Here is a 21770-nt window from a genome sequence, read left to right on the forward strand (position 1 = left end):
GAAACCATCACCGGCGCCGTGGGCGGCGTGAAGAGCCCGGGCATCAAGGAACGCGCCATCCAGTACTGGACCAACGTTGACGCCGAACTCGGCGCCAAGCTCCGCGCCAACCTGGGCGCAGCCCCGGCGGGCACCAGCTCCGACGCTGAGGCCGCCAACAAGATCGGCTAATAGCCTGCCAGTCTGACAGGAACCCCGCCGCGGCACTGCCGCGGCGGGGTTCTTTGCGTCCCGCCCCGCGCGTCATCATCCGCCGGAGTCGGCCGCCCGACGCGCCTTCCCCGCCGGCGGGGCGATATAGTCGTCAGCATGCAGTCGGGCCTCATTTATCTGATCGGCCCTTCGGGCAACCCCAATTTCGGCGACGAGTTCATCGCCGCCGCATGGCTGAGGTATCTTGCCGTTGAGCGGCCGGACTCCGAGGTGTGGCTTGATTGCCCCCAGCCGGGCCTCGCGCAGGTCCTTTTCGACGGACTTCATCCGCGCCTGCGGGTCACGAATACGCTCTGGCGGCTGGTTCATGAAAATGCCGACGTCCCGATTGAAACTGCCGCGGAAACGATCAGGGCGCGGGTGACAGAGCTGGGCTCGCCCTCCTACGACCTTGGCATCCTCAAGATGCGCGAAGCAGAATCCCTGCACCTGATCGGCGGCGGCTTCATCAATGAGAACTGGTCCCATCACGCCGGGTTGGTCGTCGGAATGCGGGCCGTCCACCAGCTGACCGGCGCCCGGCTGATCGCAACCGGCCAGGGACTCATGCCGGCGGTGACATCCGCTCCCGCCGAGATGCCGTTATTCCAAGGCTTCAGCCACGTCACATCGCGGGATAAGGCGGGCGCCGAGGCCTATAGGGTATCCCTGGGTCTGGATGACGCCTTTCTCGGCGTATCGGAGGAAATTGCCAGGACTGAACCACTGTCAGGCCTGTTCGTGTGCATCCAAAGCGACACCGCCGACCCCGAGCGTTTCGAAACGGCGGTGGCGACGGCACGCAAGGCCGTGGAAAAGGCCAGCCAGCAGGGAACTGAGGCGTACTACATCGAGGCCATTCCCGGCGCAGACCGCGTCGCTTACGACCACTTGGCCGACCTCATTCCGGAGGAACGGTTCTTGCCGTTTTCGCACATCTGGGCTCACGGCCTGCCGCTCTCACGCAATCAGACCTGGATCACGAGCCGGTTCCACTTCCACCTGCTGGCCGCGGCCGCGGGTGCCCGCGGCGTCGCCGTCAGCATGAAGCCGGGCTACTACGACGTAAAGCATGAGTCACTGACCGCGCTGGGAAGTGGCTGGTCGCTCACCACGGACTCTGAGGAGCCGGACATGCCTCAGTACCGGGGAACCCTGAACCATGAACTGCCTGCACTCGTGGCGCAGAAACGTGCAGAGGCCGGCAGGATCTATCCGCCGCTGAACGGCCAGGCCGGATCCCTGACAGCCGGCGCCGCCAAGCTTTTCAACAAGGCCCTGGCCGCCCCGCTGAGGAACAAGACCCGGCCCGGAGCGCGCTGACACGCCCATGCTCCATTGGCTTCTTGAACTGCTTCCACATGCTCTGACCGTTGTCCTCCTTGTCGCGGCATTTTTTCTGCCGGGCCTGTTGGTGCTCCTGCCGCTGAAGCCGGGCTGGCCGGCCGCCACCGCCCTCAGTCCGGCCGTCACCCTCCTGATCTACTTGGCCGGAAGCTTGCTGGCAGACTCCGTGGGCGTACCCTGGAACGCCGCCACGGCCGCCGTCGTTGCTCTCCCGCCCATCCTTGCCGCCTGGCTGGCAGGCCGGCAGTTCAGCTTCAGCACGCCCTTGTCGCCCGCCGTCGCCGGTTTGCCTGCGAAAGTTGCGGTAGGCGCGGGCGTGGCGATCGGTTCGGCGGTGACGTGTTTGGCGCTGATGCGCGGAATCGGCGATCCGGCCACAGCCTCGCAGGGCTGGGATCCGATTTTCCATCTGAATGTGCTGCGGTGGATCCAGGAATCCGGCAGCGCGTCTCCGTGGGGCATCGCCCCGATCTTCGGTGCCGGCCCGCCCACGTACTACCCGGCGGGCTGGCACAGCGCGGTAGCACTCGTCCCGGGCAGCGTGACGGAGACAGCCAATCTGTCCTCTATCGTCATCGGCGGCATGATCTGGCCGATCGGCCTCACGTTTCTGGCCTCCGCGGTCCTCCCGCGGCACCCTGCGGCCTGGGCGCTGACGCCGCTGATAGCGGCCTCGTTCGTCAGCTTCCCCTTTTCCCAGCTCCTCCGCAGCGGCCAGTGGCCCAACGGGCTCGCCACCGCCCTGGTCCCGGCCACTCTGGCCGTGATCGTGGTGCTTCTGCGGCGCCTGGGGTCCGCCGAGCGGGCCGAGACCCCGGCACGGGAACATGTCCTCCTCGCCGTAATTCTGGCCGCACTCCTCGGCGGTTGCGTCGCCGCGCACCCCAGTGCCGTCTTTGCCACGGCCGTGGCCGTTCTTCCCTTCGTGGCGGCCCTCTTGCTGTCGATACTTGCGCGGGGTGCACGCCGCAATCCCTGGCGTGCCGCGGCCGCGGCGGTGGCCGCGGTTGCTGCGGCGGCGGTTGCGTATTCAGTCCTGGCGAACTCCCGGTTGCTGGCAGGCGTGATGGCCTACCGGCGGGCGGTGCGTGCCGAAATCCCGGATTCCCTGCACCTGGCGTTCTTCGACCTTCCGCGGTTCCCCGCCCTGTCCCCGCCGGCCCCGGACGACTTCAACCTCGCGGTGGGGCTGCTGGTGATGGCCGGCGCGGCTGTGGCTGTCTTTGTCAGGGGGGCGAGGCCGCTCGCCGTCACCTGGCTGGCCTTTGTGGCACTCTACGTGCTGGCGGCCGGACCGGAAAACGGGCTCCGGTGGCTGACAGGCTTCTGGTACAAGGACACGCAAAGGATCGCCCCCTTCATCGCGATGACGGGCAGCCTCCTGGCGGCCCTGGCCATCGCCGTGCTGGCGAGGGCCGTCAGGCGTGTGGTGTCGACGCGGCAGCCCTCGGCTCGCACCGGCGGCAGGTGGCCTGTCCCCGCTATCCTCGTTGCCCTGTCCGTCGCCGTCATGGTCTACGGAATTTACTGGGGCTCGGGGGGTTACCGGTCCGCGGAGCGGGTGGCGGTGGCCGCACAGAACTACGTGGTATCGGGCAATCCCGGAACCGGCGTCCTCTCCACGGGCGAACAGGACTTCATCGAGCGCGCCGGCGCGATGCTTCCGCCCGACGCAGTGGTGATCGGTGACCCGTTCAACGGCGAAACGTACTTCTACGCCCTCACCGGACGGCATGTGGTGTACACGCAGTTGGGCGCCCCGACGGCCGGGAGCCGGGCGAAGGAGCTGCTCCGCACCGGCTTCAACCGGCTGAGGACAGACAAGTCGATCTGCGAGGCCGTGCTCAAGGTCGGCGCGACGCACTTCTATGAGGATGCACCGGGCGCAGCGCACGGCAGTGCCAGCCTGAAGCGGTGGCCCGGTTTCTACAATGTGCCCACCGACCTGGGCTTTGAAAGGATCGCGTCCGACGACCGCCGCGCCCTGTACCGGATCACTGCCTGCCGCCAGCCGGGATAACGGGGCGAGCCGCGTTTTCCACAGGCGGCCGCGCCCGTAGCCCGTCGCGGTGCCGGTGCCTAGGCTTCAGTCATGAGCACATTCGAGGGCATCCCCGTCGCCAGAGCGGCGGCTTTCTACACCGAACTGGAAGAAAACAACACCCGGGACTGGTGGCAGGCCCATTCCACCGTGTATCAGGAATCCGTCAAGGAGCCCCTCACTGCGCTTCTGGCCCGGCTGGAACCGCAATTCGGCCCCAGCAAGATCTTTCGGCCGCACCGTGACGTCCGGTTCTCGCAGGACAAGTCACCGTACAAGACTGCCCAGGGGGCCTTCGCTTCGTTTCAAGAGGGCGTGGGCTACTACCTGCAGCTGAGCGCCGACGGGCTCCTCGTTGGCGGGGGTTACCACTCCCATTCGCCCGCCCAGCTGGCCCGCTACCGGAATTCCGTCGATGCGACAGGCACCGGCGAGCAGCTGCAGCACATTGTGGAGGCAATCGCCGCCGCAGGATTCACGGTAGAGGGCGAGAAGCTCAAGACTGTGCCGCGGGGTTTCCCGCGGGAGCACCCGCGCGCGGAGCTGCTCAAACACAAATCGCTCTCAGCGAGCGTCGCTCTGGGGCAGCCCGACTGGCTGTCCTCCCCGGACGCGGAGGAAGAGATCGCCCGGCTATGGGACAAGCTGCGCCCGCTGGTCGACTGGGTCGGTCGGAACGCCGCTCCGTGAACGGCGTTCCGACCAGCCCGGTGAGATCTGTGAGATCTGCAGAAACTCAGACCTTCGTCAGGACGTCCCGGTCGTCGTCCTCATCCATTCCGAGGGCCTCGGCCGGGCCGTCCACCGCGGCTTTGGCCTCGGCGAACTTCTCGTTGAGCCGGGAGTGCCGCTGTCCGTAGGCGAAGTAGATCGCCAGGCCCAGGGCCAGCCAGATACCGAAGAAGATCCAGGTCTCCACGGCCAGGTTGGTCATCAGGTAGAGGCACAGGACTGCCGACAGGACGGGCAGCACCTTGCCGAACGGCACCCGGAAGGCAGGCTTCAGGTCGGGGCGCTTCTTGCGCAGCACCAAGATCCCCAGGCTGACCATCACGAATGCAGAGAGGGTGCCGATGTTGATCATTTCCTCGAGCAGGTCCACGTTGGTCAGTCCGGCAACCAGGGCAACGGCAGCACCGCAGATGACCTGCAGGCGGACCGGCGTCGAACGCTTTTCGCTGGTCTTGGACAGGGACCGCGGCAGCAGGCCGTCGCGGCTCATGGCCAGCACCACGCGGGAGAGTCCCATGAGAAGCACCATGATCACGGTGGTCAGGCCCACCAGTGAGCCGAAGGCGATGACCTTGGCTGCATCGGTGTTGCCCACCGCTTCGAAAGCCGTGGTGAGCGTCGGGTTCTTGACGTCCGCGAGCTGCTTGTAGGACACCATGCCGGTGAGGGCCAGGGACACGAGGATGTACAACAGCGTGACCAGGGCCAGGCCGCCGAAGATGCCGCGCGGCAGGGTCTTCTGCGGGTTCTTGACCTCTTCGGCGGAGGTGGCCACCACGTCGAAGCCGATGAAGGCGAAGAAGACCAGGGCGGCCCCGGCGAAGATGCCCAGCGTTCCGTACTGCGCGGGCGCGGCACCCGTAAGGAACCCGAAGAAGGACTGCTTCATGACGTCCGCGGCCCCTGTACCGGCAGTGGGCTCGGAGGCGGGAACGAAGGGGGTGTAGTTCGAGAGCTTGACGTAGCTGAAGCCGACGACGATCACGAAGATCACGACGCCGATTTTGATCAGCGTGAAGATGTTGCCGACGCGGGCCGAAAGCTTGGTTCCGAGCACGAGCAATACGGTGAAGATTGCCACGATCAGGAAGGCGCCCCAGTACAGGTCGACGCCGCCTAGGGAGAGGGCAGGTGGGATATCGACGCCCATGAGGGCGAAGACCTTGCTCAGGTAGATGCCCCAGTACTTGGCAATCACGGCCGCCGCGGTGAACAGCTCCAGGATGAGGTTCCATCCGATGATCCAGGCCAGCACCTCGCCCATGGTCGCGTAGGTGAAGACGTAGGCCGACCCTGCCACCGGGATTGCGGTGGCAAACTCCGCGTAGCACATGATCGCCAGGGCGCACGTGACGGCAGCGACAATGAAGGAGACTGTGACGGCGGGGCCGGCGAAGTTAGCCGCAGCTTTTGCGCCGACCGAGAAGATGCCGGCGCCGACAGCAACTGCCACGCCCATGATCATCAGGTCCCACGTGCTCAGGGAGCGCTTCAGCTGGCGTCCGGGTTCATCGGCGTCGGCCATTGACTGCTCGATAGATTTGGTCCGGAAAAGATTCATAGGGAGTCCACAATCCTGGTTGGGGTTGGAAACAGACCTATCAATCCTAGTGTCCATCCAGTGGACGGCCATATTTGTCCCGCATGGTGAGACGCCGCGCACACAAAACCACGCCCGGCCCTCCCCGCGCTGCGGCTGCGCGGTGGTGGAGGGTCGGGCGTGGTGTCTTGGGTGGAACAGCTGGCGGCTCTTTGCGGGAGCCGCCAGCCGGCCTATTGAATTACACGGCACCCGTCCTGAACGTCCAGGAGCGGAAGGCCAGCGGGTTGCCCGCCAGATCCCGGACCGAGGACGTCGCCACGGTGTACGTGGTGTTGGCCACGAGCGTCGCCGACGGGTTCAGCGTCGCTGTCCGCGTCGTAGCGTTGTACGTCACGGTTGCCGTAACAACCGCTCCGGTCAGGCCGCCCCTCCTCAGCACCACGGTGCCGGTGGTCACGTTCGTCACAGGCTCGCTGTAACGGACTGTAACGTTGGCCGTCCGGCTCGCGCCCGTTGCACCGATGCCCGGTGATACGGAGACGACGGTCGGAGCGGGGCCGGTGGTGAACTGCGAGGGCGAGGGGGCCATCGAGTTACCAGCAGTGTCCCGGATCGATGAGAATGCCAGGTTGTACGTGCGGTCGGCGAGGAGCGTCGCGTTCGGATTGATGGTTACCGTCCTCGTCGTGTTGTTGTACGTGACCGCAGCCGGGATGGGAGTCGCGTTGCCGTTGAGCCGCAGAACCACCGTGCCAGTCCCGACGTTCGCCACCGGTTCACTGAAGGTGACCGTGAGGTTGTTCGTCTGGCTGACGGACGTGGCGCCCGCCGCAGGCGTCCTGGCCGTGATCGTCGGGGCCACGAACTCGGTCCGCGGAGTGATCAGCGGGGTGCGGGCTGAAGGAGCTCCCGTGCCCGCCGAGTTGATCGCCGAGACGTCGAAGGTGTAGCCCGTTCCGTTGATCAGCCCGGTCACTACGGTGTTCGTGAGGTTCCCCACGATCACCTCACGGGTGGCGGTGGCTGCGGTGCCGACGAAGATGCGGACCCGGTACTGCGTTACCGCGGTGGCGTTGGTGACAGCCGCGGGGGCCGTCCACCGAACCGTGGCCTGCGCGTTGCCGGCCGTCGCCGTCCCGATCGCCGGAGCACCCGCAAAGACGGGAGCCGACGGCGTCACAGGGCTGGACAGTGCCGAGAAGGCACTGGTGCCGATGGCGTTTTCAGCCGCTATCTGGAACCGGTAGGCCGTGCCGTTCGTCAGTCCGTTCACGACCAGGCTGGTCGTGCCCGCATCTGCGGTCCGGATGGCTCCGACCTGGTCACCGGCCGCGTTGACGACCCGCACCTGGAAGGCCGTGGCTGCTGCCCCTCCTGCCGGGGTGAAGTTGACCGTCACCTGGTTGTTGCCGGCGATCAGGGCGCCGAGGACGGGCGTGGCGGGCGTGACACTGTCAGAGAACACCAGGCGTTCGATGTTCCTCAGGGTGTCGGTACCGTCGACGCCGCCGCCGTTGTGGACCACGGTGGTCACTGAACCGGGCGAACCCAGTTCGCCGGTTCCGCCGGTGGTGGTCACCGTGTAGTTGGCTTCAACGTCGGAGAACACGGCGGAGTCCGTTCCGCCGCCGGTGGACAGGAGCTCGCGGACGGCCACAATGTTGCCGGCGTCCACGGTGCCCGCGAAGACCGCTTCCTGGAGCGTCGGGCCGGTCAGGGCTCCTGCTCCGTCCCGCAGGTACTTCGCCGTCATGCTGGCGGCGCTGCCGATCTCCGTGCCGGCCGCGTTGCGGACGCTCAGCCGGACGTTGAGGTAACGGTCGCCGTCGATGATGTCATTGGCGCCGCGGCCTTCGAGGGTGTCGCTGCCGCCGCCGCCGAGGAGGATGTTGCCATCGCCCCAGACGTGCGTGCCGCTCAGGATCGGGCAGTCCTTGGAAGCCGATGCCGCCACCACGTCAGCCAACGGAGTCGGCAGTGTCGGGATCAGTTCGTTCAGGCCTGCGATCCGGTTGACGCCCTCCTGGTCAAGGACGCTGCAGCCGATGAAGCCTCCGCCGCCCACCGCGCTGGGAACAACGTCGTCACCGCGGAGCTTGTCGTCCAGCGGGCCGCCTGACAGCGATTCGACTTCGTTGTACCTGTCGCGGACGCCCACCTGGAGGATGTCCAGGGGCAGGATGGGCAGATTGAGGTCTGCGTCCTGCGGCTGAGGATCGTGGAGACCGCTCTCCCAGTCGTAGCCGGAAGCTCCCGCGACCTTCTCAACGCCGGGGCCTGCCAGGCCGATATCGTCGCCGCCTTCCATGTCGTAGTCGTCGTCGCCGCCTTGGCCAAACAGGATGTCGTGGCCGGGCTTCTGGGAGTCGTCCAGGAAGAACAGGTTGCTGGAGTCACCGATCAGCAGGTCCGGCTGGTCCCCGCCCTCTTGCCAGTCGTTTCCGCCATCGCCGAAGACAACGTCCAAACCTTGGCCTGCGATGATGAAGTCGTCGCCTTCGCCTGCAAAGGTCTCGTTGGCATTGGCGCCGCCGTTCATGAAGTCCTGGCCGTCTGCGCCCATCAGGATGTCAAGGCCCGGACCGCCGTCCATCGCGTCGTTACCCGCACCGCCCTTGAGGACGTCGTCACCGATGAGGTCCGTGATGATGTCGTTTCCTTCGCCTCCCAGCGGAACGTCCGCTCCGGAGCCGCCCTCGATGACGTCGTTGCCGTCGCCACCCCAGATGGTGTCGTTGTCGTTGCCGGCACGGACCCGGTCTACTCCGGGGGTGCCGTTGAATACGCTCTGGCCGTTGATGCCGGATGGATCAACGCTGTTGAACGCACGGTACTGGATGGTTCCGTCAGGCTGACGGATCAACAGCGCGGCCTCGTCGCAATCGGACGAAGGATCGTTCGCCACCGTGTTGCCGGATGTGGCGTAGCCTGCTGGGGTTCCGGCCAGGTTGCCCAGCTGGAACTTGCAGTCAGCCGTCGCAAAGGCGTCGGCCTTCAGGGTGTGAACATTAGTGGTGTTCCGCATCATCATCTCGGCGAAGGAGTTTCCTTCGAGTGCTGCCCGGAGGTTCATCCCGGGGGTGCGTGCCAGGTAGTAGAAGCGGTCACCGTTCTGCAGGTCCGTCAGCTGGTTCTCAAAGACGTAGTTGAACGTTGAGCCGAGCAGCCCGCCGAACGGAGTGGTCATCTCCGCCAGGCCGCCCATCCACAGGTCGATGTGGTCAATGCCGGTTTTCGAGTTGACTCCGTCATTGGCCCAGGCGCCCGTGCTGTTCATGAAGTCCGCAGCGTCAGCCGGGGGTACAGGGCCGCCGGGAGTAAGTGCAGAGGGGCTCACGAGCTCCTTTGCGGCAGCCCGCTTCGCCTGCAGCGTCGTTGCGTTTTTGACGGAGTCATGCTGGCCGTAAGCCGCCACGAAGTTGATAAGCGACGACGGGTGCTTCATGTTTTCGCCGAAGTCCACCCAGCTCTTGTAGGGCGTGAGTGCACCGTCGTTGGTGGACGAGAACAGTTCCCGCCGCAGGACGTTCAGCGTGGGAATGCCCTCGGACCGTGCCCTGGTGATGTTGATCGCGGCGAGGTCGAGAGGCAGGCCAAGGAGCTTGTTGCGCAGCGTGTCGGTGACGAACTCATCGAGTTCGTTGCCGGCCTGGTCGGACATGCCCATGATGATGCTTCCGGCAGCCTCCTCCGACGTGAGAGGGCCTGCAGAGCCGCCGTCCGTGTAAGCGGGCGGGTTAAGGAAGCCGTTGAGCAGTGAGATGTCGTTGCTTGAGCCGTCCTCGTTGGTCCGGGCGATCGTCTCGGTCAGCATGGAGTGGCCGAAGCGGTACACGGCGTGGGCGAACTCAGCCTTGACTGCGGGGTTGATATCCGACTGCGTGAAGGCAAACGGCTCGAACGGGTTGATGCCAGGCTGGATCTTGCGGGCAAACTCTTCGAAGACCAGGTGCTGGTATTCCATCTCGGTGATGAAACGTGCGGCCTGGAAAAGGCGCTCGCCGTTCCAGCCGTCCGCTCCCAGGGCAAGCTTCCATTCGGCCAGGGCAGCCACACCCCTTTCCGAGGTGTCGTTGGTGAGGACGTTCTTGATGTCGCCGACGAGGCGGTCATGCTCGGAGTGGAAGATCTGGTGGATGGCCGTCAAGCCGATGTTTTCGTTGACGCGTCCGTCGCCGGCCGCAAAGTGCATGTCCAGGATTTCGTTGTCGTACTGGTTGACGCAGCCGGTCGGGAAGCCGGGCTGGACACAAGGCACGAGGCCGGGCGTCACCACGTTGTCCGGATCGGCAGTGAAGCCGGGGTTTGGCACGGCGTTGTTGGCGATGTCAGTCAGGAACGGAGTGTCGAAATGCTTGACGTTCGCCGGAACTGCCACCGGGGCTGCGGTGTTGCCTTCAACCAGGCCGGTTTCCGTGACGTACTGCGGCAGGCCGCGTGCAGGTCCCGGGATGAACTTGCCGTAGGCGTCCGAGGCGATCATCGGAACGTCAAGAGCGTCCCTGTCCGTCAGCTGAAGGCCAAGCAGGGTAGCTGCCTGTGCCTTGACCCCGGCCCAGGTGGCCATGCCACCTTCGGTGGGGCCGGCGGGTCCGCCGAGGAGCTTGCCGGTGGAGACGGGCCGGCCTGCACTGTTGTTCACGTACTCCCGCACGAAGACCTGGTGTGAGGAATGGGACGTGTAGGTCTGGCTCTGGTCCACCCAGGGCGAGTCGGTGTTGTTCGCGTCCTGGATGTCATCCGCGGTACCCAAGGCGCCGTCGGGGCCGGGCTGGTTCTTGCCCCTGGTCAGCACCATGAAGCGAAGGTTCGGGCTGAGGTCGTCCGCGTTGCCGAAGACGTGGTCCGGACCTGCGACCAGCGGGTCATCGGACTTTAGCGGCACGAAGACGGTTCCGCCGCCCTTGACGGTCTGGTCCACGCCGTGGTCAAAGAACTGGCCGAAGAGCGTGAACAGCGAGTTGTAGGGTGGGGAAAGCCCGACGTCGGTGGTCACGTTCGGGATGAACAGCGTCTCGTGTGACGGCACGCATCCGGCGGGCGCCCCGGCGACGGGCGGATTAACAGTGTTGTCTGGATCCGTGGTGCAAGGCACCACGCCTTCGTTGCCCTGGGTCCTGACCGGGAAGCCGGCCGCCTGGACGGCTGCCGGGTTGGTGGACGTCTGGTCAACAATCAGGTTGCTGATGGTGCGCGGCTGCGAATCAAAGACGTTTCCTGACTTCTGCGCGTAGCTGGTCGGCGTCGGGGGACCGAAAACGGATCCCTGCTCCGCGTCCCTGAAGGACTTGGACCCGAGCCGCGGGAACGTCTGGTCGGCAGCGCCGAAGTTCTCCTGGCCTGCCTGGAGGTTGTTGCAGCTGCCGTCAACGGTCCGCAGACCGTAGGACAGGAGAGGGCTGGCGAGCTGGTTGGGACCGGTGCCCAACAGCGCCCCGCAAGGGCCGGTGGCTGAGGTCGTGTTGGCCACATGGGCCTCGGCGATCTTTATCTGCTTCAGAATGAAGGACAGGTCCGAAGGGGTCACGGTGAATCCCTGACCAACTGCCGCTGCCGCGATCGGGGCGCCCACTACAGGCAGTCCGACCGCGATCGGGAGCACCAGCGTCGTTGCTGCTGCTATGAGCCGTAAGGGGGCCGGAGTCTTTCCTGGCCTGCCGAATCGGAGACCGCGATGTAAGGGTTTACTGGCGCCGGCCGCAGAATTTTCTGCGGATCCGCCGTCCTTTCGAGTGAGAAGTTTCATGGCACACCTGCCGCTAGGAGGGATGTAACCGTGCCATCGTGCGTTGGGGCGCCCGTGAAAACCTTGTGGAAGCACCCGACGCGTAGTGTTCCCACTTGTACTAAGCCACCTAAATTGGGGGTTCCCAACAGGGGCTTTAACCCGCGAAGCCCGGGCGGGGCCGCTAAATTGCGGCCCCGCCCGGGCTTCAGTTAGCGGGCGTCGGAGCGTCGAAACCTACGCTCCGGTCCAGCCCGTCACGCCGGCCAGACCATGAGCGTGGATCGGATCAGGAAACGCTTCCCTTCCGGGGCTTCCACCGAGAAGCCGCTCCCCCGGCCCTGCACCACGTCCACGGTCAGATGCGTGTGGCTCCAGTAGTTGAATTGCTCCCTGGACATCCAGAATTCCAGGGGCTGCGGCTGCACGCCGTCGGCGATGTCGAACAGCCCCAGCAGGACGTCCGCATCCCCCGTCAGGAACTCCCCGGCCGGGTAGCACATGGGCGAGGAACCGTCGCAGCAGCCGCCGGACTGGTGGAACATGAGCGGACCGTGCTGCGTCCACAGTTTCCTGAGCAGCTGCACGGCCTCGGCCGTGAGCGCCACCCGGGAGAAGTCCTCTCCGGGCTGCGTCACCGCGGCGTCAAGACTGGCTTCAGTCATTACCGGATCCGCTCATCAGAATCTCAGCACCACGCGGCCGTCAATCTTGGCGTGCTTCATCTCGTCGAAGACCGCGTTGACCTCGGACAACTCGCGGGTCGAAACCGTGGGGTGGATCTTGCCCTGGGCGTAGAAATCCAGGGCCTCTTCCAGGTCCTGCCGGGTGCCCACGATGGAACCGCGGACGGTCAGGCCCTTGAGCACGATCTCAAAGATGGGCGCCGGGAAGTCGCCGGGCGGCAATCCATTGAAGACGATCGTTCCGCCGCGGCGGGCCATGCCGATCGCCTGGCCAAACGCCGAGGGGTGGACAGCCGTGACCAGGACGCCATGGCAACCGCCGGTTTCTCGCTGGATGACCTCTGCCGGGTCCTCATGCAGGGCATTGACCGTCAGCTCGGCGCCGTGCTGTTTGGCGAGTGCCAGCTTGTCGTCAGCGATGTCGACCGCTGCAACTCGCAGGCCCATGGCCACGGCGTACTGGACTGCGATGTGGCCGAGGCCGCCGATGCCGGAGATCGTGACCCACTGGCCAGGTTTGGTTTCGGTCATTTTCAGGCCTTTGTAGACCGTCACACCTGCGCATAGCACGGGGGCAACTTCCACCGGGTCCGAGCCCGCAGGGATGCGGGCGGCGAAGCGGGTGTCCACCAGCATGTACTCGCCGAACGAGCCGTCCACGCTGTAGCCGCCGTTCTTCTGCGCCTCACAGAGCGTCTCCCACCCGGTGCGGCAGTACTGGCAGTCGCCGCAGGCGGACCAGAGCCAGGCGTTGCCCACCATGTCTCCGACGGCCAGGTCGGTGACGCCTTCGCCGAGGGCCACCACTTCTCCGACTCCTTCATGGCCCGGGACGAACGGGGGTGAGGGCTTGACGGGCCAGTCGCCTTCGGCGGCGTGGAGGTCGGTGTGGCAGACGCCGGTGGTCAGTACCTTGACCAGCGCCTCGCCGGGGCCGGGCGTCGGAACGGGGATGGTCAGGACTTGAAGGTCCTTACCGAATTCGGTTACTACGGCTGCTTGCATTGTCGTCGTCATTGGCGAAATCCTTGCGTCGTTAGATCGGTGTTGAACATGGTGTCGAGACGGTGGTGCTGCCTTCCTGAGGGGTGGCCAGGGTGGAAACGGGCGGGGCAGATGGGTGCTCATCCGCCCCGCCCGGGATGGTGGACCGGCCGGCATCGGATGCGACGCCGGCCGGCGGGGCCGCAGCTTAGACCGCTGCTTGGGCTGCTGCCCGAGGGCTGCGGTCCAGAGGGGCGCGGCCTAGAAGAAGCCGAGCTTGTTTTCGTTGTAGCTGACCAGGAGGTTCTTGGTCTGCTGGTAGTGGTCCAGCATCATGGCGTGGTTTTCACGCCCGATGCCGGAGGACTTGTAGCCGCCGAACGCGGCGCCTGCCGGGTAGGCGTGGTAGTTGTTGACCCACACGCGGCCGGCCTGGATCTCGCGGCCGGCGCGGTAGGCGACGTTGCCGTTGCGGGACCAGACGCCGGCGCCGAGGCCGTAAAGGGTGTCGTTGGCGATGCCCATGGCGTCGTTGTAGTCGCTGAAGCGCGTCACGGACACCACCGGGCCAAAGATTTCCTCCTGGAAGATCCGCATCTTGTTGTGGCCCTCGAAGATGGTGGGCTGGACATAGTAGCCGCCGGCCAGGTCCCCAGGCAGTTCGGCCCGGGCGCCGCCGGTGAGCACCTTGGCGCCCTCCTGCTTACCGATATCGATGTAGGAGAGGATCTTTTCCAGCTGGTCGTTGGAGGCCTGGGCGCCGAGCTGCGTTTCGGTGTCCAGCGGGTTGCCCTGGATGATCTTCTCCACCCGGGCCACGGCGTCGGCCATGAAGGAGTCGTAGATGTCCTCCTGGACGAGGGCACGGGACGGGCAGGTGCAGACCTCGCCCTGATTGAAAGCGAAGAGCGTGAAGCCTTCCTGGGCCTTGTCGTAGAACGCGTCGTTGGACTCGGCGACGTCGTTGAAGAAGATGTTCGGGCTCTTGCCGCCCAGTTCAAGGGTGACCGGAATCAGGTTCTGGCTGGCGTACTGGCTGATCAGGCGGCCCGTGGTGGTCTCACCGGTGAACGCGATCTTGCGGATCCGCGGGCTCGAGGCCAGCGGTTTGCCCGCCTCGACGCCGAAGCCGTTGACCACGTTGAGCACGCCGGCCGGCAGCAGGTCGCCGATAAGTTCAACCAGGACCAGGATGGAGGACGGCGTCTGCTCAGCGGGCTTGAGGACCACGGCGTTGCCCGCCGCGAGGGCCGGCGCCAGCTTCCAGACGGCCATCAGGATGGGGAAGTTCCAGGGAATGATCTGGCCGACCACGCCAAGGGGCTCGTGGTAGTGGTACGCGGTGGTGTCGTCGTCGAGCTGTGAGAGGCGTCCTTCCTGGGCGCGGACCGCGGATGCGAAGTAGCGGAAGTGGTCTGCCGCGAGCGGGATGTCGGCGTTCAGCGTTTCGCGGATCGGCTTGCCGTTGTCCCATGATTCGGCGACGGCCAGCAATTCGAGGTTCTCGTCGATCCGGTCGGCAATCTTGTTCAGGATTGCCGCGCGCTCCGCGACGGACGTCTTGCCCCAGGACGGCGCAACCTTGTGTGCCGCGTCCAAGGCGAGCTCGATGTCCTCGGCCGTGCCGCGGGCCACCTCGCAGAAGACTTTCCCGGTGACGGGCGTGATGTTTTCAAAGTACTGGCCCTTGACGGGGGCCACCCACTCGCCGCCGATCCAGTTCTCGTAGCGGTCCTTGAACGTGACCTTCGAACCTTCGGTACCGGGCTGGGCGTAAACGGTCATTGCTGGCTCCTTTGCTCTGCAACATCGTGGCGATCCGCATGGTGATCGCCGTTGCACCCAGCGTAGGAGGGGGAAGGTTGCAGGCAGGTTGCAACTGCGTGAGCCAGATCACGCACGGTTACCTGGCCGGGGTTGCGGGGCCAGGGGGCAGGTGGGGAGGAGCCAGCTCTCGCGGAAGACTGCGCTCCCGGCGCGCCGGTCAGGCGCTCAGTTCCGTTTCCAGCCGTTCGAGGTCGGCGACGACGGCGGCCCGCTTGGGCGAGCGCGGCGGCAGGAGCTTCAGGGCGGCCAGCCGGACGCCGACGTCGTCCCTCGCCTCCGGGAGTTCCGCATACTTGAGCAGCGACTCGGCGCTGCCGTCCGTCAGGACGGCCTCGCGCAGCAGCGCGGAGACGCGGTCGCGCAGCTCCGCGACGCCGGGCGCCTCGGACCGAGGGAGCACGGCCCCGCGGTAGATCTCGAGGGCGATCTTGTGGGCCCCGCGCTGGAGGCAGGTCAGCACCTGGCCGCTGTCCGGGACGAGGTCCATGGTCAGCTTGTACGGCCGGGACTCCGGCACTGCCGCAGGGCTGAGCTGCTGGAGGACCTTGCGGAGCCGCACCATCTCGGCGCGCAGGGTGATGCTGGAGCCGTCGCCGGGGTATAGCAGCGTGCTGAGCTCCTCTGCGCTGAGGCCGTCCGGGTGGGCGCTCAGCAGGGCCAGGATTTCGCTGTGCCGCGCGGACAGTGCCACGGTCCGGCCCCCGATGCTGAGCAGGGCCTGGTCCCGGCCCAGCAGTTGCAGGCTGTTGCGGTACAGGCTGCCTTCCGGCGCTGACCCGGACTTGGCAGCGGAACCGGGGCTCCGCCGTCGTGCCGGCGTCCGCGCCTGGGCCGCCGCCAGCTGGAGCCGTTCGACGCGCAGCTGCGCCTGCGCCGCCGCCACGGTGGCCTCCACGAGGGACAGCGTGTGGGGCGCAACCGCCGACTCCGTGCCGGTGATGTCCACGACGCCCAGCAGCGCACCCGAATCCGGGTCCTGGAACGGAACGGCCGTGCAGCTCCACGGGTGGACGGAACGTTTGTAGTGCTCGGCGCCGGAGATCTGGATGCCGCGGCCTAGGGCGAGAGCGGTTCCCGGTGCGCTGGTTCCCACCTGGGCCTCGGACCAGTCCGCGCCCGGCACGAACATCATGCCCTCGGCGCGGCGCTGCATCACGGGGTCGCCCTCCACCCACAGCAGCCGGCCCACTTCATCGCCGACGGCAACCAGCAGGCCGCTGTCGTGGCTGGGCTGGATGAGGAGCTTGTGGATCACGGGCATGATGGTGGCGAGGGGGTGCTGGCGGCGGTATTCCTCCAGCACGTCCCGGTCCATGGCCAGCGGCGCCTCGGGGAGGTCCGGGTTGGCCTGCAGCTGCGCCGAGCGCTGCCAGGATTCGCGGATCAGGCGGCGGAGGCCGGGAATCTCCGGCGCATCGGGAAACGCGTGGGCGTCGAGCTGCTCGTGGGCCGCCAAGGCATGCCGCTGCGCCAACTCCGTGGCTTCCCCGCGGGGTGCTGCCGGCTGGATCAGGTTCCTCATCGAACTCCCGTTGCCCGTTCATTGCGCCCGCATCGGCGCCGTCGCCGGGCGCACGCCACCGTGGGACCGCGCGCTCCGTCCGGCAAGTCTAATCGCGTACCTCGGCACCCGCCAGAGCACGAGTCGGGGCAGCTGAGCACGGCACCCTAGAGCGCGAACGAACAGTTGCGGCCCCTGTTGCGGACCTCAAGTGTTCGTTCGCGCTGTTCATCGGGGCCTTAGCCGCGTGAGATCTCGATCATTTCCTCGCGCGGGACAACCTTGATGCGTTCACGCACGACGCCGTCTGACGCCGCGGATTCCGACCACGCCGCGCCGAGGGCTGCTTCGTGCGCGTTCAGCCTGTTCCAGCCTTCCCACGTGGTGTACTCGATGCCCCGTTCTTCCAGGAGATCGATGATGGCCTGCGGGTCGGGGTTCTTCGCCGGAGGCAGCGTCAGCCGGTCCTCGAGGAGGAAGCCGATGGTTTCGAGGGCATCGCCCTTGGTGTGGCCGATCAGGCCCACGGGTCCGCGCTTGATCCAGCCGGTCGCGTAGATGCCGGGAACGGGCTCGCCTTCGGCGTCAAGGACCCGGCCGCCCTCGTTGGGAATGACGCCGCGCTTGGCGTCGTACTCCAGCTCGTCCAGCGCGGAGCCGTGGTAGCCGATGGCGCGGTACACGGCCTGCACCGGGTAGTCGATGAACTCCCCCGTGCCCTTGACGTTGCCGGTCCCGTCCAGCTGCATCCGTTCGAACTTGATGCCCGCCACCTTGCCGGAGCCTCCGTCGTCGTAAATCTCCACCGGGCTGTGCAGGAAGTGCAGGTGCAGGCGGCGGGAGGACGGCTCTTCAGCCTCGGCGTGCTCCTCCACGAGCCAGTTGGTCATGGTGTTCACCATGGTCTTGGTCTGGTTGTTGCTGCGGATCGCGTCGTCGGAGGCCTCGTCGAACTCGAAGTCCTCGGGGTACAAAACGATGTCCACGTCCCTGGCATGGCTGAGTTCACGCAGCTCCAGCGGCGTGAACTTGACCTGGGCCGGGCCGCGGCGGCCGAACACGTGGACGTCCGTCACGGGCGAGTTCTTCAGGCCCTGGTAGACGTTGTCCGGGATCTCGGTGACCAGCAGTTCCTCGGCGTGCTTGACCAGCATGCGCGCTACGTCCAGCGCCACGTTGCCGTTGCCGATCACGGCGATTTCCTTGGCGTCCAGCGGCCAGTCGCGCGGGACGTCGGGGTGGCCGTCGTACCAGGACACGAAGTCCGCGGCGCCGAACGAGCCCTCGAGCTCCACGCCCGGGATGTCCAGGTCGGCGTCCTTGATGGCCCCCGTGGAGAAGATCACGGCGTCGTAGAAGGCGCGAAAATCATGCAGGGTGAGGTCCCGGCCGTAGGTGACGTTGCCCAGGAAGCGGATGTCGCCACGGTCCAGCACCTTGTGCAGCGCGTTGACGATGCCCTTGATCCGGGGGTGGTCGGGCGCCACTCCGTAGCGGATCAGGCCGTACGGCGCGGGGTAGGCCTCGAAAAGGTCGATGCTGACCTCGAAGTCCCCGCCCTTCACCTCGTTGGACTTGGTCAGGATGTCCGCAGCGTAGACACCGGCGGGTCCCGCCCCGACGATCGCGACGCGGAGCGGCCGCTTGGCGGCGGATTCAGCTGAGTTGGACACCTGGAGCCCTTCTGGAACGGGAGGCCGCGCCCGATCATCGGGGCGCGCAGTTTTCAATTCTAATTGTCCGCGCAATTCCGCGGTGAACCCGTGACGCGGGGCGTCAGGTGCCGGGCGAGGATCGGGCGTCAGCTGCCGGGCGCGGGGCGTCAGCCGCCGGGCGACGGGCGTCAGCCGCCGCTGCTGCGCAATGCCACCACGTCGCCTTCGGCATAGAGCAGGGCGCGCAGCTCAGATTCCACCGAGTCCAGCCGTTTGGGGTCGATGGTTTCGCCGGCCGAGAAATGGTCCAGCAGGCGAGGGTCGACGTAGCTTTTCCGCGCGATCGACGGCGTGTTCCCCAGTGCCACGGCCGCGTCCTGCATGGCGGTGCTGATGACGCCCTTCCGCGCGGCCACGGTTTTTTGCGGCCCGCCCTGCGCGAGGCACACCGCCGCGGCTGCCGTTCCCCGCAGGGTCCTGAAGTCCTTGGCCGTGAAGTCGGAGCCCGTGCGTTCCTTGACATAGCCGTTGATGTCGGCGCTTGTCAGCGGATGCCAGTTCCGCCCCTCCTTGTAGGCCAGCAACCGCGCGTTGGGGCCGCGCCTCTTGAGGACCCGGACCAGGGCTGCGAGGTCCGGATCGGTGAATTCCGACTCCCAGGTCTTGCCGCTCTTGGCCGGAAAGCTGAGCTGCAGGCGGTCCTTGCGCACGTGGACGTGTGCGCAAAGCAGGGTGGCCAGGCCATGGCTGCCGTTTTCGTTGGTATAGCGCTCGGAACCGACTCGCAGCGATCCGCTGTCCAGCATCCGGAAGGCGGCGGCCAGGACGCGCTGCCGGGTGACGCCCTCGCTCCTGAGATCCATGGTGACCAGCCGGCGCGCCGCCGGCAGCGACTCGGCGAGCTGGAGCGCGCGGTCGAACTTCACGCGGTCTTTCCGCTCGCGCCACGCTGGGTGGTAGATGTACTGGCGGCGCCCGACGGCGTCCAACCCCGTGGCCTGGATGTGGCCGTTCTCAAACGGCGCAATCCACACGTCCGTCCAGGCCGGCGGAATGCCGATGCTTTCGAGGCGGTCCCGCACCGGCCCCGGCGGCAGCGTCTTCCCGTCGAGGTCGCGGTAACTGAATCCGGTTCCGGCCGCCACCCTGCGGTATCCGCGGCCGGACGCGTTGCTGTGCCGGAGCCTCATCGGGCCGATTCCTGCCGGGGCGTCATGCTCATAATGACAAGCCTACTGACTATTCCGCGGCCGCAGGCAAACACGCTTCCGGGCAGGCGGAATACCTGCCCTCCGGGTGGTGTTATTGGTCTTGTGCCTAAGCCCAACGGACCCGTGTCCTCCGCCGTCCCGGCTGCCGCCGCTCCCGGCGCAGCGCTATCCGACGCGATCCGCCCCGCCGGTAGCCCCGGCAGCGGGCAGACCGGCGGCGGCCAGTCCGGCAAACCGGGCGGCGGGCAGACCGACAAGCCGGGCGGCCTGAAGGCCGTGGACAAGGAGACGACGGCGGGAATCCTGTTCGGCGTCGGCGCCTACGGACTGTGGGGGCTGCTTCCCCTGTACTTCTTCGTACTCCAGCCGGCGGGCGCCGTCGAAATCGTGGCAAACCGGGTGGTCTGGTCCCTGCTCTTCTGCACGCTGCTGATCACCGTTACACGGACCTGGCGGGTCCTGGGTGCGGCGTTCCGGAACCGTTCCGTGCTCCTCACCCTGGCGATTGCCGCCGGGCTGATTGCGGTCAACTGGCTGACGTACACCTACGGCGTGACCACCGGACAGGCCGTCGAAGCCTCACTGGGCTACTTCATCAACCCCCTCGTGTCCGTCCTTCTGGGCGTCTTCGTGCTCAAGGAGACGCTCCGGCCCCTCCAGTGGGCCGCCGTCGGAATCGGTTTTATTGCCGTGATCGTGCTGACGTTCTCCTACGGCAAGTTGCCGTGGATCGCGCTCACGCTGGCCGTCAGCTTCGGGTTGTACGGGTTCGTCAAGAAGCGGGTGGGGCCGCGCGTCGACGCGGTTACCAGCCTCACAGTGGAGACGATCGTCCTCGCTCCCCTGGCGGCCGCCACCATGATTTTCCTGGCGGTCAGCGGCGGCGCGTCGCTGACGAGCCACGGCGCCGGGCATTTCTGGCTGCTCGTGTCGTCCGGCGTCATCACCGCGGTGCCGCTGCTGTTCTTCGGCGCGTCCGCACGCCGGCTGCCGATGACCACCATCGGGCTGCTGCAGTACTTCGCGCCGGTGCTGCAGTTCATCGTTGCCCTGGCGGTGTTCCACGAGGCCATGACGCTGGACCGCTGGATCGGGTTCGGCGTCGTGTGGCTGGCGCTGCTGGTGCTCACGGTGGACATGCTGGCCGTCGCCCGGAAGAACTCCGTAGCCAAGAAACAGTCCCTGCGGGAAGCGCGAGCGAACACTTAAGCCCCTGAGCGCGAACGAGCACTTAACGCCCTGCACGCCTTCACTACCCCAGCGCGAACGAGCACTTAATGCCCGGTTTTCCGCGTTTTGAGGGCATTATCTGCTCGTTCGCGCTCGGGAGCCGGGGCTCAAGTGTTCGTTCGCGCTTGGTGGAGGGGGTCAGAGCTCGTGGGTTGGGCCGACCCGCTCGTAATCCCGGGGAACAACCACCATGGGCACCGGCAGGGCACGCAGCACCTTGTTGGCCGTGCTGCCGAGGAACATGCGGTTCTTCTGCGCCAGGCGTGAGGAGCCCACGATCAGGACCTCCGCCTCGTCCCATTCGAGCCCGTCAATGGCTTCCTCGATGGTGCGTCCGTGGGCCACGATCACGCTGACACCATGCCCGCCAGGCAGCTTTCCGGCGGCGTCGGCCAGCACGGTGTTGGCGTGGATGTGTGCGGCGTTGACCGCCTCGCCGGCATCGCCCGCGGCGGCGTCCAGCTCCACGAGTGACACCAGGCGCAGGGGAACGCCGCGCCGCTTCGCCGCGTCGATGGCGACGTCGATCGCGGCATCGGCCCCGGCGCGCTGGCCCACTGCCACTGTCAGCCGGGTCACCGGCGCTTTGCGCTGGTACCCCCGGGGCGCCAGGGCCACCGGCACGGGCGAGGCGTGCAGCAGGGCGTTGGCCACACTGCCCACCGAATAGCGCTTGAACAGGCCGTTGCTGGCCGCGCCCACCACGATCAGCCCTGCCTTGAACTCCACCGCGGCGTCTATGAGCCCGCTGGCAAAGGAATCCGCTTCCCGGACGTGGAACTTGGCGTCGAGGCCCTCGGGGACCTGGCCCATCCCCACCCGTTCGGCCGTCAGCACCTCCTGCTCGGCGGCGCTCACCCGGCTGCCTTGGGGGTTCAGCGCCACGTACGGGGCGCCCTTCTTGACGACATAGACAAGGTCCAGGTGCGCACCCTGGGCCATCGCCATGGACGTGGCCAGGGCGACGGCGTCCGCGCCGCGCTCGGTGGGTGTGTAGCCGACTACGTATCGCATGGGAACCCCCTTTTCGGGTCAGGGCAGACGGCAGCGCCGCCCGGATTCCCGGCGTCGCTGCGCGGTCTGCGTTATGTGGTGC

General features: G+C 66.6%; 14 protein-coding genes. 5 read left to right on the plus strand and 9 right to left on the minus strand.

The genetic code is table 11. From position 1 onward, the window contains the following. From CXQ90_RS06890 to CXQ90_RS06905, 4 genes are all read left to right on the plus strand, one after another. Positions 1-171 (plus strand): catalase-related domain-containing protein (locus CXQ90_RS06890; protein ID WP_308470548.1); only part of this gene is annotated, 171 nt, incomplete at its 5' end. Between the two features lie 138 nt (positions 172-309). Continuing rightward, positions 310-1515 (plus strand): polysaccharide pyruvyl transferase family protein, encoded by a 1206-nt coding sequence (locus CXQ90_RS06895; RefSeq protein ID WP_104137987.1) that lies wholly within the window; start codon positions 310-312, stop codon positions 1513-1515. Positions 1516-1522: 7 nt separating this feature from the next. Continuing rightward, positions 1523-3559 carry a DUF6541 family protein gene (locus CXQ90_RS06900; RefSeq protein ID WP_104137988.1) on the plus strand — a complete coding sequence of 679 codons (2037 nt, stop codon included), beginning with the start codon at positions 1523-1525 and terminating at the stop codon, positions 3557-3559. A 72-nt stretch (positions 3560-3631) separates the two neighbouring features. Continuing rightward, positions 3632-4270, plus strand: coding sequence for a DUF2461 domain-containing protein (locus tag CXQ90_RS06905; protein ID WP_104137990.1), 639 nt, complete (start codon positions 3632-3634; stop codon positions 4268-4270). A gap of 46 nt (positions 4271-4316) precedes the next feature. On the opposite strand, the gene CXQ90_RS06910 is transcribed toward CXQ90_RS06905, so the two are convergent. The 8 genes from CXQ90_RS06910 to CXQ90_RS06945 form a co-directional block, all read right to left on the minus strand. Next, a complete protein-coding gene (locus CXQ90_RS06910; protein ID WP_104137991.1) occupies positions 4317-5873 on the minus strand; it encodes an APC family permease in 1557 nt (518 codons plus the stop codon). Between the two features lie 220 nt (positions 5874-6093). After that, positions 6094-11382: a peroxidase family protein gene (locus CXQ90_RS06915; protein WP_258064393.1), complete on the minus strand. Its 5289-nt coding sequence runs from the start codon at positions 11380-11382 to the stop codon at positions 6094-6096. Positions 11383-11837: 455 nt separating this feature from the next. Beyond that, positions 11838-12245, minus strand: a complete 408-nt coding sequence (locus CXQ90_RS06920; RefSeq protein WP_104137994.1) for a DUF779 domain-containing protein — start codon at positions 12243-12245, stop codon at positions 11838-11840. A 15-nt stretch (positions 12246-12260) separates the two neighbouring features. Further along, positions 12261-13283 carry an alcohol dehydrogenase AdhP gene (adhP, locus tag CXQ90_RS06925; RefSeq protein WP_181038460.1) on the minus strand — a complete coding sequence of 341 codons (1023 nt, stop codon included), beginning with the start codon at positions 13281-13283 and terminating at the stop codon, positions 12261-12263. A 228-nt stretch (positions 13284-13511) separates the two neighbouring features. After that, the gene (locus CXQ90_RS06930) at positions 13512-15035 is read right to left on the minus strand and encodes an aldehyde dehydrogenase family protein (RefSeq protein ID WP_104137997.1); all 1524 of its coding nucleotides are present in this window, start codon (positions 15033-15035) and stop codon (positions 13512-13514) included. A 199-nt stretch (positions 15036-15234) separates the two neighbouring features. Continuing rightward, positions 15235-16599, minus strand: coding sequence for a GAF domain-containing protein (locus CXQ90_RS06935; RefSeq protein WP_104137999.1), 1365 nt, complete (start codon positions 16597-16599; stop codon positions 15235-15237). Between the two features lie 218 nt (positions 16600-16817). Continuing rightward, on the minus strand, positions 16818-18251 hold the full coding sequence (locus CXQ90_RS06940; RefSeq protein WP_104138000.1) for an FAD-dependent oxidoreductase: 1434 nt from the start codon (positions 18249-18251) through the stop codon (positions 16818-16820). Positions 18252-18421: 170 nt separating this feature from the next. Beyond that, positions 18422-19423, minus strand: a complete 1002-nt coding sequence (locus tag CXQ90_RS06945) for a DNA topoisomerase IB (RefSeq protein WP_104138002.1) — start codon at positions 19421-19423, stop codon at positions 18422-18424. Between the two features lie 114 nt (positions 19424-19537). Between CXQ90_RS06945 and rarD the strand changes: the two genes are divergently transcribed. Next, the gene (gene rarD, locus CXQ90_RS06950) at positions 19538-20653 is read left to right on the plus strand and encodes an EamA family transporter RarD (RefSeq protein WP_258064415.1); all 1116 of its coding nucleotides are present in this window, start codon (positions 19538-19540) and stop codon (positions 20651-20653) included. Between the two features lie 159 nt (positions 20654-20812). Here rarD and CXQ90_RS06955 read toward each other — a convergent pair whose 3' ends face one another. Next, on the minus strand, positions 20813-21688 hold the full coding sequence (locus CXQ90_RS06955; protein ID WP_104138003.1) for a universal stress protein: 876 nt from the start codon (positions 21686-21688) through the stop codon (positions 20813-20815). Between the last annotated feature and the right edge of the window lie 82 nt (positions 21689-21770).

It is taken from the genome of Arthrobacter sp. ZGTC131 (assembly GCF_002929275.1).
GTDB lineage: Bacteria > Actinomycetota > Actinomycetes > Actinomycetales > Micrococcaceae > Arthrobacter.